At 59.1% G+C, this 16,211-nt stretch carries 14 protein-coding genes; 9 read left to right on the top strand and 5 right to left on the bottom strand.

Features of this window, described 5'->3' with window-relative positions; all coding sequences use genetic code 11:
- The coding region (locus EN745_RS14315) for an MFS transporter (RefSeq protein ID WP_145992029.1) at positions 1 to 1,174 on the bottom strand (1,174 nt) is incomplete at its 3' end.
- A gap of 164 nt (positions 1,175 to 1,338) precedes the next feature.
- Positions 1,339 to 2,934 carry a GMC family oxidoreductase N-terminal domain-containing protein gene (locus EN745_RS14320; protein ID WP_245487723.1) on the bottom strand — a complete coding sequence of 532 codons (1,596 nt, stop codon included), beginning with the start codon at positions 2,932 to 2,934 and terminating at the stop codon, positions 1,339 to 1,341.
- 460 nt (positions 2,935 to 3,394) lie between these two features.
- Here EN745_RS14320 and EN745_RS14325 point away from each other — a divergent pair, with 460 nt between their 5' ends.
- From EN745_RS14325 to EN745_RS14360, 8 genes are all read left to right on the top strand, one after another.
- Positions 3,395 to 4,084, top strand: a complete 690-nt coding sequence (locus EN745_RS14325; RefSeq protein WP_127421565.1) for a hypothetical protein — start codon at positions 3,395 to 3,397, stop codon at positions 4,082 to 4,084.
- 156 nt (positions 4,085 to 4,240) lie between these two features.
- Entirely contained in the window at positions 4,241 to 4,831 is a 591-nt protein-coding gene (locus EN745_RS14330; protein ID WP_245487724.1) for a DUF1349 domain-containing protein, read from the top strand.
- 574 nt (positions 4,832 to 5,405) lie between these two features.
- Positions 5,406 to 6,284 (top strand): dihydrodipicolinate synthase family protein, encoded by an 879-nt coding sequence (locus EN745_RS14335; protein ID WP_127421566.1) that lies wholly within the window; start codon positions 5,406 to 5,408, stop codon positions 6,282 to 6,284.
- A gap of 76 nt (positions 6,285 to 6,360) precedes the next feature.
- Positions 6,361 to 7,941 carry an ABC transporter substrate-binding protein gene (locus EN745_RS14340; RefSeq protein WP_245487725.1) on the top strand — a complete coding sequence of 527 codons (1,581 nt, stop codon included), beginning with the start codon at positions 6,361 to 6,363 and terminating at the stop codon, positions 7,939 to 7,941.
- A gap of 62 nt (positions 7,942 to 8,003) precedes the next feature.
- Positions 8,004 to 8,972 (top strand): ABC transporter permease, encoded by a 969-nt coding sequence (locus EN745_RS14345; RefSeq protein WP_127421567.1) that lies wholly within the window; start codon positions 8,004 to 8,006, stop codon positions 8,970 to 8,972.
- A gap of 15 nt (positions 8,973 to 8,987) precedes the next feature.
- Entirely contained in the window at positions 8,988 to 9,818 is an 831-nt protein-coding gene (locus EN745_RS14350) for an ABC transporter permease (RefSeq protein WP_127421568.1), read from the top strand.
- Position 9,819: 1 nt separating this feature from the next.
- A complete protein-coding gene (locus tag EN745_RS14355; protein ID WP_245487726.1) occupies positions 9,820 to 11,397 on the top strand; it encodes an ABC transporter ATP-binding protein in 1,578 nt (525 codons plus the stop codon).
- A 58-nt stretch (positions 11,398 to 11,455) separates the two neighbouring features.
- A complete protein-coding gene (locus EN745_RS14360) occupies positions 11,456 to 12,271 on the top strand; it encodes an IclR family transcriptional regulator (protein WP_245487727.1) in 816 nt (271 codons plus the stop codon).
- A 90-nt stretch (positions 12,272 to 12,361) separates the two neighbouring features.
- Here EN745_RS14360 and EN745_RS14365 read toward each other — a convergent pair whose 3' ends face one another.
- The gene (locus tag EN745_RS14365; RefSeq protein WP_245487728.1) at positions 12,362 to 13,417 is read right to left on the bottom strand and encodes a Gfo/Idh/MocA family oxidoreductase; all 1,056 of its coding nucleotides are present in this window, start codon (positions 13,415 to 13,417) and stop codon (positions 12,362 to 12,364) included.
- 131 nt (positions 13,418 to 13,548) lie between these two features.
- On the opposite strand from EN745_RS14365, the gene EN745_RS14370 reads away from it, so the two are divergent.
- Complete coding sequence (locus EN745_RS14370; RefSeq protein WP_127421570.1) at positions 13,549 to 14,370, top strand: helix-turn-helix transcriptional regulator; 822 nt, start codon at positions 13,549 to 13,551, stop codon at positions 14,368 to 14,370.
- 564 nt (positions 14,371 to 14,934) lie between these two features.
- Here EN745_RS14370 and hisN read toward each other — a convergent pair.
- Both hisN and EN745_RS14380 read right to left on the bottom strand, forming a co-directional pair.
- Positions 14,935 to 15,726, bottom strand: coding sequence for a histidinol-phosphatase (gene hisN / locus EN745_RS14375; RefSeq protein ID WP_127421571.1), 792 nt, complete (start codon positions 15,724 to 15,726; stop codon positions 14,935 to 14,937).
- Between the two features lie 127 nt (positions 15,727 to 15,853).
- Positions 15,854 to 16,211 (bottom strand): glycoside hydrolase family 3 N-terminal domain-containing protein (locus tag EN745_RS14380; protein WP_281034772.1); only part of this gene is annotated, 358 nt, incomplete at its 5' end.

A 16,211-nucleotide genomic window follows, 5' to 3' on the forward strand; every position in this document is an offset into this window, starting at 1 on the left:
GTGCATCAGGGGATCGCGCCGAAAAAGAAATCGCGCCAAATGCCAGCGCGATGACGCCGAAGCTGGCCGCGAGCGAGGAGATTTGAGCGATCAGGCCAAGCAATCCTGGCCCCAACAGCAGTCCGGCATATCCGATCGTCGTCACAGTTGACATGGCAGGAGCAGCAGACTTGCCGCCCATTCGGCCAGCGGCCGCAAAAAGGGTGGGCACGATGTTGGCAAGGCCAAGACCACAAACTGTGAGCGCCACAAAAACAATAATAAGATTGCTGCCCATGACGATCATTGCGAGCACTGAACCTGCGCAAACTACCGCGCAGTAGCGCAGCGTTCGCACCTGGCCGATTGTGTTGGCGATGGCGTCGCCGAACAGGCGCCCGATTGCCATCATCGTCGAGAACGCAGCGAAGCCGTAAGCTCCTGTGCTTTCTGATCCACCGGATCGCGTCACGATATAGATCGCGCTCCAATCGATCATTCCTCCCTCGGCCAGCATTGCTAGAAACGCCAGACCGCCCAGGAGGTAGAGATGCCTATTGAAGGCACTCTGGGATCGAGCATCCTCGATCTCGACAGCGGCGGCAGAGGCGTGGATCCAGCTCAACTGGTTCCATCCAATCCAGGCGACGAGCGCTACCGCCGCAATACCCATTCCCGTCACCCCAAGGCAAAGGCTTAAAGCGCCGCCGCCTGACAGTATCCGCCCCACGACCAAAGCGCCGGCCAAGCTTCCAAAACTAAACATGGCATGGAACGACGACATAACCTGCCGACGTATAAGACGCTCCAAGGCCGAGGCGTCTGTGTTCATCGATACGTCCAGCGTTCCAAATCCGGCACCGGCAAGGAACACAATCATCGCCAGGGAAAGAGCTCCTCCGGCCCAAGGAAGGGCCAACAGCGCGAAGCCGAATGTGAGCGAGCCCAAAAGGCTCAGCAGACTGCTCGGAACAATCGCCACCAAGCGGCCGACATTGGTCATCATCGCGATCGCGCCCAGAGCGAAGCAAATCAGGACCAGTCCAAGTTGACCCTTGGCGAGGTTCATCTGAACGCTGAGAACTGGTAGGGAGGATGCCCAGGCTCCAATGCCGACGCCGCCACTTAGGAAGAAGAGGCTGCAAAAAAAGCGGCTGATTCGGATGGCCGAGGGGATCTTCGAGCTTTCCTTCACTTTCGACGACCTCCGCCTGCTATCGTCATCTTCGCCGGCCGCCACGAGATGTCTCATGCTTTGAAGTTTCGCAGGTATTAGGCAGGGCGGAGCCAAATGCGGTGCGACCTAAATCGTAGACCACTTGGGACAACTGACATACGGACGGATGAAGGCCGGCGATCCTACTTTCCTTGTTTGATGAAATCCGCTGTTCTTTCGCCGATCATGATGCAAACGGCGTTGGTGTTGCCCGAGACGAGGGTTGGCATGACGGATGCATCGGCCACCCGAAGACCCTCGACACCGCGAACGCGGAGCCTGGGGTCGACGACCGCCATATCGTCATGGCCCATGCGGCAGGTACCGGCGGGATGAAGCGCTGCATGCGCTACCTCTTGGCAAAACCTTCTCACTTGGATCGGCGTCGTTGTTGCGGGGGAGGGTACTTGCCTTGATGCTATGTAGCGCCGGATGGCCGGCTGCTCCATGATTTCGAAGGCTCCCATGGTCCCTTCAACCACCGCATCGAGATCATAGGGGTCGGAAAAGTACCGTGGCGCCACGCGTGGATTGGCATAAGGATCGGCGCTTTTCAGCGTTACTTCTCCTCGAGACCGAGGCCGGATTTGTCCCAGGTTTATCGTGCAGCCGTTTCCGCCGGGGACGGCGTCAATCCCTTCCTCGATGCCCGCACCCACGACCATGAAGTATTGCACATCCGGGATCGGCTCGCTTGCATTGCCCCACCAGAATGCGCCTCCCTCGATCAGGTTCGAAGAAGCCGGGCCATCCCTGAACAGCAGATAATTCAGGCCAGCCGCGGCTTTCCAGTGCGGCTTCTTGTATTTGTCGTAGCTGTGGGGCCCATTCAACTGATAGACGAGTGAAACTTCGACGTGGTCCTGCAGGTTCTGTCCGACCCCCGGCAGATCGGCAACGACAGGAATGCCATGGCCGCGCAAAGCGTCGGCCGGGCCGATTCCCGACAACATCAGCAATTTCGGCGAGGCAATCGCACCTGCCGACAAAATCACTTCGCGACTGGCCATGAGCACCCATTTGCGGCCCTTCGCCACATACTCCACCCCGACGGCACGTCCCTTCTCTACAATGATCCGCGTTACCGTGGAGCCCGTTCGAACCTGGAGATTGGGTCGGTGGCGAGCGGGTTTGATGAATGCCGTTGCGGCACTGCTGCGCCGCTTGTTCTTGGCAGTGATCTGGTACAGACCGCAGCCGGCCTGGTCACCCGAATTGAAATCAGGATTATAGGGCAGACCGGCCTGCTGGCACGCCTGCAGCCAGGCGCGCGTGAGGGGGTGGATGTGATCGATGTCGGAGACGCCTAGCGGTCCCCCTACGGCGTGGGCCTGGTTGCAGAACCGGTTGTTATCTTCCGAGCGCAGAAAGTAGGGCAACACATCATCATAGTTCCAGCCATCGGCGCCGAATGCCTGCCAGCGCGCATAGTCGGATGGAGCGCCGCGTATATAGATCATTGCGTTAACTGAACTGCCACCGCCGAGCACTCGGGCCTGGACCATGGTTGGCTGATCGGTGCGCGACTGGGCTGCGGTCGGCTCCCAGGCAATCCGTTTCAAGAGCGACCCTTGAGCGGTCTTGTAATAGGCACCGGGTATGTGGATGTAGGGGTTGAAGTCGCGCGGGCCTTCCTCCAACAGGAAGACAGAGGCATCAGGATCTTCCGAAAGCCGCGCGGCAATCACGCATCCGGTGGAGCCACCGCCAACGACGATATAGTCACAGGTGGTCTGCATGATTTCATCTCGTGGTCGAATCCCCAGGAGCGCCGATCCGTACCTTGTCATGGGTCCGATATCCTCTGATCGAATTCCGGCCTGAGCTCCGCCGCAGAGCCGCGCCGGATTTTGGCGCGACAGATGACCGTCCTGTCCGATTTAGAACGAAGCTGGTCCTTCCACAGTAGGCAAACATCGCGAGCGCATGACAAGTTCGCAATCCATGGAACGTCGAAGCAAGGTGACGCGCTAGGAGAGAAAGTTTGCGGTGGTTTCGGCGTTCGATGCTGGCCCGGACCGCGGGCTGAGATACCGGGCCACCAAGGTCGGCCTCGCCGCGTCGGGTGCCGGTCACTTCGCGAAGTGACGCAGAATCGGCGTCAAGTTACGACAAGAATCGTCCAGACGCGCACTTCTTTTGGCTCCCGCATTGTGGTGTGGTCTGGCACAGGTAGACCTTGATGATGGACGACAAGCCGTGCCGAACCAGACGAGAGACCTTTCGTTTGCCGACGATTTCATCTTCGCCAAGCTTGTCGAAGATGTCCGCGACTATCCGGTTGAAGATGCCGTCGTTGTGAACATCAGTCCCAGCGCGATGATCACCGGCGACGAGCATCCGGCGACCGTGCCAGCCTGGAAGTCGACATGGCTGAAGGGCGGGCAGATCAAGTCTGCGGAACGGGCAGCGCTTCTGAAGGTGCGAAAAGCCACCAATCTTGGCGGTTGCATGTTCCGCGGCTGGGACTGGCTTGGCAATCGAATAAAGAGTTTCCCACGCGACACGCCGCTGTTCATTTCCCCGCAGGATGAGGTCGGCACGGTCAGCACCGATCCTCTGGTATTCACCAATGAGCGCGCAGCACCCGGCTCCCCACAAACGTTCACGCTCAAGCTGAACCTTTGGTGGTCGCCGGGAGACACTGACTGCTTCATCCACAATGAGCACGGCTTCCTCGAAACACACACGCAAATCCATGGCTCCGGACGGATGCAGAAATTTCGACTGCGCGACGAGACCACAATTTATGAAGACGTGGTGATGCCAGTCGGTTATTCGCACGATCCGTTTTGCAGGGTCACCGGTAAGAATGAGTGGACCTACCCCTGGCACCGCTACTACGCGGATACCGATTCGGTGTGGCTGGCCGTAGAACTCCACCCTTGATGACTTTCGGACCGGCCTCTGGCGATCGTCAGCGCCTCGCATCAGTCGGCGATCAAGTGTAGGCGCCAAAGGCCCGCTTCCGCTGCATTGTTCCAGCTGGTTAAGTCGGGCGGGTTCCCGACGGAGCTGTCAGACTGAAAGACTGAAAGGAAGAACATGAAGCTCGACAGCATGCGCGTTGAAGGAGCCGACAACGGTATCGCGGCAATCGAGGAGGATTTAGTTCGGCTGCGGGCCAATGCTCACACGGACTGGTTCTTCGCCCCAAGTGGCAAAAGCCGTGTCGCGAATGTCACGCGAGTGGTGCGCGAGATCGACGAGCAGCATTTTGCATTGTCTGCCAGGGTCTCTGTCGAATTCGCGTCTCCATACGACGCTGGCGCGATCTTCATCGAATGCGACGACAATAACTGGGCGAAGATCGCGTTCGAATTTTCCGCCGCGCGTAAGCCCACCATTGTCAGCGTGGTGACTCGCGGCACATCCGATGACTCGGATGGACCCCGTCATTTCGGCGAGCATGTGTGGCTGCGCGCCTATTGTGACGGAGAAACGATCGCGTTCCATTTTTCCGAAGACGGCAAATACTGGAATTTCCTGCGCTGGTTCACTCTGCCCGGCGTCGAAAGGCGGCCGGTGCGTATAGGACTGGGCGTTCAATCGCCGACAGGCGAGGGGACGACCGCTGTCTTCTCGGACGTCCAGCTTTGTGTGGCCAAGATCAGCGATCTGCGGAACGGACAATAGCTGACCGCAATTGGCCGTTGGCGACGGCGGCTCAGTCCGCTTGGTCCCTCATGATCGATATACGATGGGGACCAACGGCGACCGACTTTATGGCCTGCGCGTTCCCCACCAAGGCGCCAGTGATGCGACGTGGCAGGACGCCGGAAATCGTGATCCGAGTGACGGATGTAACGCATCGCGTTTTCGGGATGGTCAGTTCCAGTTCGCAAGAACAGCGATCCTTACGGATCGACTGAGGTGTCGGAGCGCCTTGAGTACAAGCGCGGCCACGGCGCCAAAATATAAGGTCTTGGCGCCTAGGCCGCGCACATGGCTCGAGGCCAACTCGCGCCGCGAGTTGCGGGCTTCCACAACGATCGGCATCCGACCGCACTTGTCGTCGCATGACGGCTTTGAGCCCTACGCAACGAAATTCGTGCTGATGCGCGAACGGTCGGCCGACTGAAAACCAGGAGCGGCAGGTCGATCTTGTTCAATCGAAGCCACCGCCGCGAAACGCTCTTGACAACCTCAGCACTTCGCGGGATGTTCATTCAGTAATAGTTACTTTCACTGAATGAAATAAGGATTGGCAATGGCGACTGTGCTTCAAAAAGACGAGATCAAGGGGATCATCCCGCCACTCGTCTCGACCTTTAGACCCGATGGTGATCTCGACCTGGAGCTGTTCAAGGGTGAGCTTCGGTTCATGGAAAGCGCTGGCATTCGCCTTGCCGTGGTCGGCGGAAGCACAGGTTCGGGAGATGAGCTTTCCGCAGACGAACTCGGGCTCTTGGTGGAAACAGCCGCCGCCAACAGCAAGCTCCGCGTGATCGCCGGGATCATCACGACCACCACCCGGGACGCCATAAAGCGTGGTGTGCTCGCCAAGCAGGCCGGCGCCTGCGCGCTGATGCTTGGGCCACCGATCTACAATACCCCCTCGGGGGATGGGCTGGACAAGTTCATCCAGGACGTCGGGAAGGCGACCTCTCTGCCCATCATCTATTACAACCATTTCTTCAACCCGCCGTCCGTCATGCAGCGCATTGCTCAGCTGCCGGAGGTCATCTGCGTGAAGGAAGTGGCGCTGGAGCCGGTGACGGAACTGGTCCAGACGGTTGGCGACCGCGTCGCCATCGCTGCCGGCGCGGACAGCGTGAACATTGCGAGCTTTCTATTCGGGGCGCAGGCTTCGATCTCCGGCATCAACACGGTCATTCCAGAGCAGTACGGGGCGATCTTTGCCGCGCACGCAGCCGGCGACTACGTCCTCGGACGCAAGCTGACGGACAAGATCGCACCGCTGGCACGGGAGATGACCAAGAGCGTCAATTTCCCCGCCCGCATTAAGTTCGCGATCAACGCCCAGGGCCGCAAGGTAGGGGAACCGCGCAAGCCCAATGGCGACCTGGCCAAGGAGGATCAGGAAAACATCCTGAAGGCCCTCAAGCATGCCGGACTGCTTGCCTGAGACGTGACAGGCGTTGCCCGTCCGTTCGTCGAGTTAATGAGCCAAAACAAACCATCAAAACAGAGGGAATGAAGAAATGAGGAAGGACGTGTATCCCCCCAAGGCAGATTCGACGCTTATCGGGCGGCGCGATGTGCTGAAGACAGGCTTGTTGTTGGGCACCGGTATAATGCTTGCCGGAGCGGGGCTTCGCCCGGCCCTGGCCGACGAACCGAAGCGGGGAGGGACGCTCCGCGTCGGCCTAGGCGCAGCCGGGGCGAAATCGTCGCTCAACCCCTTCATCTCGACGGGCGATATGGATTTCGCCGTCGCGCAGTCGATCTTCGACCGGCTCACCGATTTCGACAAGGATGGCAATCTCTATAACAAGCTGGCGGATGACTTCACTCACAACGCCGAGGGCAATGTCTGGAAAATCAAGCTCAAGAAGGGTGTGGTCTGGCATGACGGCGCGCCTTTCACGGCCAAGGACGTGGTCTACACCATCCAGTACATCCTCAATTCCGACAACAAGGCCGATGCCTATCCCAACCTGGCGCCGCTCATGGAGCCGAAAGGGGTGCGCGCGCTCGATGCCAATACGGTCGAAGTCGAGTTGAAGCAGCCCTATGCGCTGCTGCCGCAAGTGCTGGGCAGCAAGGTCATGTTCCTGATGAAAGAGGGCACGACCGATTTCGACAAGCCAATCGGGACCGGGCCCTTCAAGTTTGTGTCATGGTCCCGCGGTCAGCGGGTGACGCTGGCACGCAGTGATAACTATCGCATGCCCGGCCAGCCATATCTCGATGGGGTCGAATTCATCGCGATCAACGACCCGACCGCGCGCATGAATGCGTTGGTGGCCAACCAGGTCGATGCCGTGGCTCAGCTCGATGGAAGTCTTGCGCGCCTGATTCAAGCAAATCCCGCACTCACCCTGCTGCGCTCGAAGAGCGGTGCCACGACCGACCAATTCATGATGACGAACCTGAAGCCCTTTACGGACGTGCGCGTCCGCCAGGCGTTCCGGCTCATGATCGACCGCCAGCAACTGCTCGACAACGCACTGTCGGGATATGGCAGGATTGGCAACGACCTGCATTGCATCACCGATCCAGACTACGCCTCCGAGCTGCCGCAACGGGCTTACGACCCCGACCAGGCGAAATCGCTGCTCAAGCAGGCGGGCTTTGACAACAGCCAGGCGATCACCCTTTACACCTCGGATGCCGCCCCAGGCATGCAGGCGTCGGCAACCCTCATCGCCAACCAGGCCAAGAAGATCGGCGTCGACATCGAGCTTCTCGTCGTGCCACCCGACAGCTACTATTCCGGCCCGAACTTCAAAAAGACGCAGATGGGCAGTTCGGATTGGGGACAGCACACTCTCGAATCCCAATTCGGCCAAGGCTATGCGCGGGGGGCCTACTGGAACGAACCGGATTGGACCAGCGACGAGTTCGATAAGTGGGTAAGCAAGGCAAGGACCACATTCGACGGGCCCAAGCGCCGCGAGTATTACGTAGAGGCGCAAAAGGTCCTCTGGAACGAGGGAGCTTACATCATCTGGGGCTTCCGTGATCTTCTCGATGCCTCCAGTGCCAAGGTCAAGAACATCGTTCCCTCCACCCAGAGAAATCTTGGCTACTATCAATTCGAAAACGTCTATCTCGTGTAGCCTGCAAGCCGCCGTAGCCGACCAGGCTGCGGCGGCCACCCTTTTTGTGAAGAGTGACCTCCTTGAACAAGCCTTTGCTCCAGCTTCTTTTGACAAGAATAGCCTTGGCTGCCGTCACCCTTTTTGCCGTCTCCATCGTCGTCTTTGCCGCGACACTGTATCTGCCAGGAGATCCGGCCCGGGCTGCGCTTGGTGCCAAGGCTGATCCTTCGGCAGTTGAGGCGCTCCGGCGCGAGTTCGGCATGGACCGGCCTGCAGTCGTGCAATATGCGACCTGGATCGGAGGCGCGCTCACCGGCGACTTTGGCCGGTCGATACCGTCCGGGCGGCCAGTGTGGGAGGCGATCGGACCAAGGGCCGTCAACACCCTGATACTGACAGTGACATCGCTGCTTCTGTTGATACCGCTCTCCTTCGTGCTCGGCGTTGCAGCAGCGATCTACAAAGACAGATTAACAGACCACCTGATATCAGTTCCGACAATCGTCACCGTCGCCCTGCCCGAGTTCGTCATCGGCACGATATTGATCGTGCTTTTCGCAGTCTATCTTCGGTGGTTGCCGCCGGTTTCGCTAATCAACGATAGCCTTCCGGTTTCATCTCAAACGAGCCTTTTCATTTTGCCAGTCCTAACCCTGCTTGGCACAACACTGGCACAGGTCGTTCGCATGGTGCGGGCGGTGGCACTCGAAGTGCTGAGCGCCGAATACATCTATATGGTGCGGCTGAGGGGCATAAGCCCAGCGCGGGTGTTGTTGCGTCATGTTCTTCCCAACACCATCACACCGACCATCCAGACGATCGCGTTGAACGCGGCCTGGTTGGCCGGCGGAGTGGTGGTCACCGAGTCGGTCTTTCAATTGCCCGGCATCGGCAGCGCGCTCTCGGAAGCTGTCATAAACCGTGACATGCCGACAGTGCTGGCCATCACCCTGATCATCACGGCGACTTATGTGCTTATCAACCTGGTGTCCGAAGCGCTGATCCTTCTCCTTAATCCAAGGCTGCGCGTGGCGCGCGGTACAACCTAGCCGGAGATTGACCGTATGCGCCGCTCAGTCCTGCGCCTGACCCTGGCGAAGCCAGCAGCTCGCATCGCTCTGGTCCTTGTCGTCATCATCGTTGCGATTGCCTCGCTCGGACCATTTTTCAGTCCCTACGCCTTCGATGAAATCGTCGGCGCTCCATTCACGCCGATAACCCACGAGCATTGGCTTGGAACCGACTTCCTGGGGCGCGACACTTTCAGTCGCTTCCTCTATGGCGGGAGGACTGTGCTCGTGGTCGCGCTTTGCGCGACAGTGGCGGCCTATGTCGTGGCGGTGCCGCTCGGCATCTACTCGGGCCTGCGGCGAGGCTCGCTTGATATTTTCCTGATTGCCATTTCCGATGTGATCTATGCGCTCCCGCCGGCAATCTTTCTTCTCGTCCTTCTGGCCTCGACGGGGCCAAGCCTGCCCACAGTCATCATAGGCATCGTGATCCTGCATTCGCCGCGCATCTTCCGTATCGTGCGACTGATCACCATGGACATCTCCAAGAACGAGTACGTCGAAGCTGCCTTCGCGCGCGGGGAAAGCTGGGGCGCAATCTGCTTCCTTGACATCCTGCCCAACGTGCTGACCCCGGTCCTGGCCGACTTCGGTGTGCGACTTTGCGGATCGATCATCCTCTACGCTTCGCTAAGCTATCTGGGCCTGGGCCTGCCACCGCCGGCGGCCGACTGGGGTCTGATGATCAGCGAAAACCGGATTGGCATCACGATCTCGCCATGGATCGCAATCGCGCCAGCTCTGGCAATTGCTGCCTTCTCCGTTGCCGTCAACGTGCTTGCCGACAGCTTTGCGCGCTCGGTCGGTCGGTCGAAAGAGATTTGAAATGACCGAAGCAATCCCGCTCGTTGTGCAATCGCTTTTCATGCGAGATCTGAACGGCCGCGAAATCGTCAGCGACGTCTCCCTTCATGTGAAGCGCGGTGAAGTCCTGGCCATCATCGGTGAATCGGGATCTGGAAAGACGTCGGTCGCCTTGAGTCTGCTAGGCTTTGCGCGGCCCGGAATGCGCATTTCCTCCGGCAACATTCTGATTGGCGGCACCGACATCCTCTCGCTCTCGGGTAGGAGGAAACGAGCCTTCCAGGGCGGCAAAGTATCGCTGGTTCCACAAAATCCGACCACGAGCTTCAGCCCCCGCATGTCGGTCGGCAAGCAAATGGCCGAGCTTCTTGCGGCGCACGGCCATTCGGGCACCGGCATGAAGCAACTGATGCGTGACGCGTTGCGGAGCGTTGATCTCCCAGACGATGAAAAGTTTTTGAGGCGCTATCCCTTCGAGCTGAGCGGGGGTCAACTGCAACGCATCGCAATTGCAATGGCCTTCATCACGGCTCCCCAGGTCATCGTGATGGACGAGCCCACCACGGGCCTGGACGTATCCACCCAGCAAACGATCCTCGAGCTGATAGCGAGGCTGGTCAAGTCCAGCAGCGCCAGCGTGGTGTACGTCACCCATGACCTTGCAGTCGTGAATGTCGTGGCCGACCGGGTGGCCGTCATGCTTTCTGGAAGGATCGTCGAGCAGGGGAGCCGCAAGCAGATCTTCGCAGCACCGAGCGACGACTATACGCGCATGCTGCTCGACGCTATTCCACGACTGGTAACCGACGGTCCAGCGGCGGCGCCCAGGGCCGACGGTGCAATTGAATTCCAGAACGTCCTCGAGGTGAAGAACCTGCGCGCGGCTCATGGCCAGGTCGAGGTCGTGCACGGCGTTTCATTCTCGGTTGGCAAAGGGGAGTGCGTGGGTCTGGTCGGTGGGAGCGGCAGCGGCAAGACCACAACAGGCCGATGTGTGACAGGTTTGCATAGCAACGCTTCAGGTAGCTTGTTGTTCGAGGGCCATTCGATGCCATTCGCCGTCTCAAGTCGCTCGAAAGCAGATCTGAGCGCCATGCAGATCGTCTTCCAAAATCCCGACCGCTCGCTCAACCCGAAGGAATCGATCGCGCAAAGCATCGCCCGCGCCGTCCGCCTAACGGGGCTGGCTGACAAAGCAAGGGTCGGTGCCGAAGTGCGGTCTCTTATTGACAGGGTTCGATTACCGCAACGGGTTGCCGATCTTTACCCGGGCGATCTATCGGGAGGTGAGCGTCAACGCGTGGCCGTGGCCCGCGCGCTGGCGGTCAAACCTAAGCTTTTGGTGTGCGACGAAATCACTTCGGCTCTCGACGTGTCTGTGCAGGCGGCCGTCGTCGACCTTCTGCTCGATCTGAAGAAGGACGGCCTTGCGATACTTTTCATAACCCACAACCTGCCGCTGGTCTCCGAAATTGCACAATCCATCATAATCATGAAGGACGGGAGCATCGTTGAGGCGGGACGAACGAATGACGTCCTGCGTTCGCCAAGGCACTCTTACACAAGAATGTTGTTGGACGCCGCGCCGCGACTTAATTGACGACCGGCTCGACTTGGAGCACCAAGGGGCGATTGCTACCGGATTCGCTGGAACGATCTTGCCAAACGACCTGCTCACCGACGAGGAAAAAAGTGCCCGTTTTGACGCTGTCGATCGGGCGGTTGCAGTCTTGCGCGTTCTTGAGCGCTCTGACCAGCCCATGTCGCTGTCGATGATCGCTCGAGAGGTTGGGCTCGGACAGCCAACCACGTCACGTTATGTCGCCAGTCTCGTCGGGCATGGGCTGATCGAAAAGGTGAATGGCAATCGCTATGTGCTGGGCATTGGGCTTTATATTCTTGGGCAGAAATCACTGCATCGCAGAGACGTTCGAACGGTAGCCCATCCCTATCTGGAAACCTTGCATGAACAGTTCAACGAGACGGTCAGCTTCGCCCTTTGGCTGCGTCACGAGGTCATTGTCGTGGACTGTATCGAGGCCATGCAGACACTGCGTCAGGGAGCGTCCGTGGGCGTAGTCAATCCATGGCACGCCACTTCTCTCGGCAAGTCCATTCTCGCCTGGTTGGATGCGCAGGAAGTCAACGTGCTGCTAAAGGAACCGGGGCTCCCCCGCTACACGCATAACACCCTCACCACCGTGGACCAATTGTGTGCCGAATTCCCACTTATCCGGGAGCGGGGCTATGCTATCGACAACGAGGAGTCCGCCATAGGAGGTCGCTGCATCGGCGCGCCTGTTTTCGATCAATCGGGACGCCCGCTCGGCGCCATCAGCATCAGTGGGCCAATCGCGCGCGTTACCGATGAGGATGTCCCCTCGACCGGAGGGCGAATTGCCGAGATCGCAGGGCAGATATCCCGTGCAATGGGGTATTCGGGAAAGCCACCCCGTGACGCCAGGCAATCCTAGACCGCTCTTGCTCTTGCCTCTCTGAAGCCAAGTAATCGTCTCCGCGATAGAAAATTCGCTCGGACACGACCGGTTCCGAGCTGGGGCGGGTCACTGGCCCGCAGCATCCTGCACAGATTGATCCCGCTTGAGCAGGCCCATTGTTTGCTGCCCTCCTTGAACCGAGGCGGTGCGGCGCTTCGAGGCGGCTTTAGCCACAGCCTCCGCGGCGCGAAGGGCGGCGACATTATCTGACCCTCGCGCCAGCCAGGTCAGCCTTCGCTCCCCGGCGCTGACAAAGTCCTCGACTGCAGCAACATGCGAATCCCCGTCGCGAACCGGCACGAGTTCGTTCTTGGCTGCGTGCCGACGCATGAGCGTACCCGAAGCCTTGCCGTTCAGCGTACCGTGGGCGATCAGCGTGCCGCGATCTCCAGCCACCACAACCGTGCTTTCCAGGTCGGCGATCGCAAAACTCTCGAATGCATGAAACAGGCTGCCATCGTCGAGTTGAAAGGAATAGGAAATCTGGTTGGGTCTGCCATCGGCAACAGTGCAAATGGCCGAGACTTCACGCGGTTCTCCACCCGTCAGGAACCTGGCAAGGTCGATGTCGTCGACGGACATGTCGAGATAGATGTCGCCCTCGTTGTCGAAATCGTCCTTTCTGCGCTTGGCTGCGGGCTTGTACGGTCCCTCGCGGGTAAGAAGGATCGATTGCACCTTCCCGATGTCACCATCCAGGATCAGTCTGCGCATGGTCTGGTGGATGGCCGATGCCCGGAATGGGTGATGTACCGCAAGCACAATCCCGGCGCTGTCGCACAGACGCACAAGCTCAGCGGCTACTTTGCTGTTTTCGGAGATCGGTCCGTCACAAAGGACGTTCTTGCGAGCTTTGGCCGCAGCGGTGATGTAATGGGCCCGCCGCCTCAGACGTGCACTGACATAGGTGAACTCGACCTTAGGATCGCCGAGGGCATCCGACAGGTTGGTCGTCCATTGCGGAATGTCGAGATCCTGAGCGAAATGAGCTGCATCCACCTTTCGGCGGCTGACCACCCACAACGGAGTATGCCCCTGCGCTCTGATGCCCGCGACCATCTGCTCCGTGGCAATGGTTCCGGTCCCCATAACTGACCACCCCGTCTTGCCGTGAGTTGCCATGCCGGGCGCTCCTGATCTGGCCCCGAGTATGAGCGCATTAGCTTCTTGCAGCCAACTTCGCATCTCGTTGAAGTCTGCATCAAAGTGACGTACAGATAGCGTCTGTTCGCGTCATTGGGGAGGTGATCGAAGTGAACCACATCGCGGGGGATACCGCCGCGCTCGCGGCAAATTTGAGGACCTTGTGCGATCGCCACGGGTCTGTAGCTGCTGTTTGTCGCAAATTAAACGTCAACCGGCAACAATTTAACAAATATCTGTCAGGCGCTCATGTGCCGTCCAGCGCCAATCTGCGCACGATCGCGAATTTCTTCGGGCTGAGCGTACCGATCCTTTTCTCCAACCCTGAGGAGTTCAGGACGCTCATTGACGGCAACTTTTTTCATGCGATGTCAACGGCGCGCCACCTGCCAGAGTTTGTCAATTTCCTCTCGAATATCGTTTTCGACGGCAGCGTACAGGATTCGGAGATCCTGGGCGTCTATGACCGGTATCAGTTTTCCTCTATCTACAAGGGGTTCATTCTAAAATCGGCATTCTGCCTATATAGGAATAACAATTTTCTCCAGCATTACTACATCGAGCGCTTCCCGAGCTTCGATAGACCGGGAAGAACCGAATATGTCTTCAAGTACTATGGTTTCAGCTTCCCAGTTGCGGATCGGCTGTTTACGGCCGACTTCGAAGGCATCCAAAGTAATGAGCTTACCTTCGGCGTCTATGCTCAGGTTAAGCGGAATGCGAAACGCTTCATGTTCGGCATCGCCAGCGGCATTGCAGCCAATGCCTTCCGGCAGCCCTATGCGACTAAGGTCGCCCTGCACTACAAGGGGCCAGGCTTGCTCCAACGGAGTCATCTAAAGGAGCTTACTGTCATCGACCGGAGCGATCCAGGCATCCCCAGGGAAGTGCTGCAATATCTGGGGGATGGTTCGGACATGATCCAGATGTGATGAGCAAACTTTCAGCCTGACGAAGTGGCATCAGTCATGGGCTTGGATACTCGCTTGTTCGCGAATCCGACTTTGCGCCACCCGTTAATTCGCCTGTGCCGACCCGCCCCAGTTCGCGCATTGCCAACAAAGCCCGCATTCACCCTGAGCGGGTCGACGTCACGGGCGTGCTCAGTTGCGGTCATCTTGCCCAGAACCTCGCAGCTCAACCGATTGACAGCAAAGAGAAGGCGGCCAACCTGGTTGACCGCCTTTCAATGCGATGAAAGCCTTGGGAGGACATCGGAGGAGCAACAAATCCTTTGGCTCGACTTGCCGACGCAAGCAGGTGCCAAGTCCACTGCTACCGTTTTACATGCAGGAGTTAAACCCTGAAACCGTAGGGCCGCAACTTCGCACGGACAAGGTTTGTGAAGCGATAAGATGCGTGCTGGGCGCCTTTTCACGTCACCTAGGAACATGTGAGCCAAAAGGCTTTGTCGAGGGGCGAACAAGCCAGCAGCCAAACGGCCCCCCAAACGGCGTGATCGCCATCTTAGGTTCCGTCTTCGAGTTGCCGGCAGCTTAGGCGTTCCGGACAAGCTCATCCAATGCCGACCGATGCAACGACGGCGTCGCCGCGGCCAGGACGGGGCCTCCTTCCTCAGCTCGGCCACCGTCGACACGCGTGATCACACCCCCCGCCTTCTCGATTATCGGGATCAGCGCCACGATGTCGTAGGACTGCAGGGAAGGTTCAAGCGCTAAGTCGATCCGGCCCGCGGCCAGCATTGCGAAGGCATAACATTCCCCACCGTACCGGGTCATCTTGACGGCGCTGTTCAGCCGCTCGAAGCCAGCTTTGAGATCGCCGTGAAAATGTTCGGGCGAGTTGGTATGGAGAATGGCGTCGGAGAGGGTGTCGATGCTACGCGTCCTGAGTCGCTGGGGTTCGCCGGCGCGCTGGCGCCAAGCCCCGGTCGTGTCGGCCCAGAACCGCTCGCCAATGTAGGGCTGGCTAAGCATGCCCATCTCGGCTTGGCCGCGATTGGTAAAACCGATGAGTGTCCCCCAGACTGGAATGCCGCAGATGAAAGGCCGCGTTCCGTCTACGGGATCAAGCACCCAGCGCCAGTCACTGCCGCCGCCCGTTTCGCCGAATTCCTCACCGAGTACGGCGTGGTCCGGAAACTCTTTCTCTATGGCGGCACGCAATGCGATTTCGGCCTCGCGATCTGCCTCTGTCACCGGATCGAACCTGTATCCGGCCTTCACCTTCGTCTCTACGGCAAGGTCGACCAGATAGCGGGGCAGGGTCTCGGCATCGGCCAGATCAGCCAAGTAGTGTAAAAACGATGAGTTCGGGAGCTTCGACATGGGTTCCATCTCCATCAGTCGCAACGGCTGCCGTTTTGGCAAACGCAGATTCCAGTTTCGCCTTTGTCCGGAACAAGTACCGAGCGATCGCGTCCGCCAAGGTATGCGCATGTGCGCCAGTGGTTCGTCAGGCCGCCTGCAAAGGCCGCGTAGCATCCGCAGCCAGCAGACGCACTGCGCTCGCCGCACGAGCGACGACTTCACGTGCGAGCTCGCCGGCCCGGACACTGGCGATGATATGCCGCGCCACGTCATCGACCTGAGGTCCGCCCGCCAACAGGAGAAGGTCGACGCCGGCTTTTAGCGACGCCACCGCCGTTTCCGGAACGGTCCGGCCTCGCAACGTTCCCGGCAGGTCGAGGTCGTCCGAGACGATCAGGCCCTGGAACCGGTGGGAGCCGCGAAGCATCGCGACCACCTTTGCAGAAGTCGAGGAAGGCTCGGCCGGATCGATTGCATCGACGGGAATGGGCCCAGTCATGATG

Origin of the sequence: Mesorhizobium sp. M4A.F.Ca.ET.022.05.2.1 (assembly GCF_003998845.1) — a bacterium.
Lineage (GTDB): Bacteria > Pseudomonadota > Alphaproteobacteria > Rhizobiales > Rhizobiaceae > Mesorhizobium.